Origin of the sequence: Enterococcus spodopteracolus, assembly GCF_030441955.1 — a bacterium.
GTDB classification, from domain to species: Bacteria; Bacillota; Bacilli; order Lactobacillales; family Enterococcaceae; genus Enterococcus_B; species Enterococcus_B spodopteracolus.
In genome coordinates this window covers 1-412 of the sequence record NZ_JARJHD010000130.1, presented here as the reverse complement: position 1 = coordinate 412, position 412 = coordinate 1, and the positions used below count along the sequence as shown (strand labels likewise).

Sequence of the window (412 nt, the reverse complement as noted above, 5' to 3'; positions counted from 1 at the left end):
TGAACACACTCGTGAAAAAATAATCAACGATGATCAAATTATGATTAATGAGAAATCTTTAAAAGTCTTTGAAATAATAGACAACACAAATCCCGAGTCGCCTCATTTTAGTGCAACTGTTCAAAGTATTATCGTAGATTTAGAACATTTAATCGAATGTGAATCGCTATATTGGATGGAGTCATTTTTATTAAACATATTCAAATAATATATGCATCAAGATCTACGCCATGTGTTATATTATCCTCAGGCAAATACTTCTTTAATCACGAATTAGCTCAAGACACAAACTGGTATGCCTAGCCACCGTGTCCCTAATTCTCGGTGGTTATTTTTTCACCATACACTTCATAGGTTTGTTGAAAGATTTCCGGTTTGCATGGATAAATTTCACTAGCAACTCCCTGAATAA

1 protein-coding gene is annotated in these 412 nt (G+C 33.5%); it reads left to right on the top strand.

Translation table 11 applies throughout. The features are described from left to right. Nucleotides 1–208 (top strand): hypothetical protein (locus P3R27_RS14905; protein ID WP_301399204.1); only part of this gene is annotated, 208 nt, incomplete at its 5' end. Between the last annotated feature and the right edge of the window lie 204 nt (nt 209–412).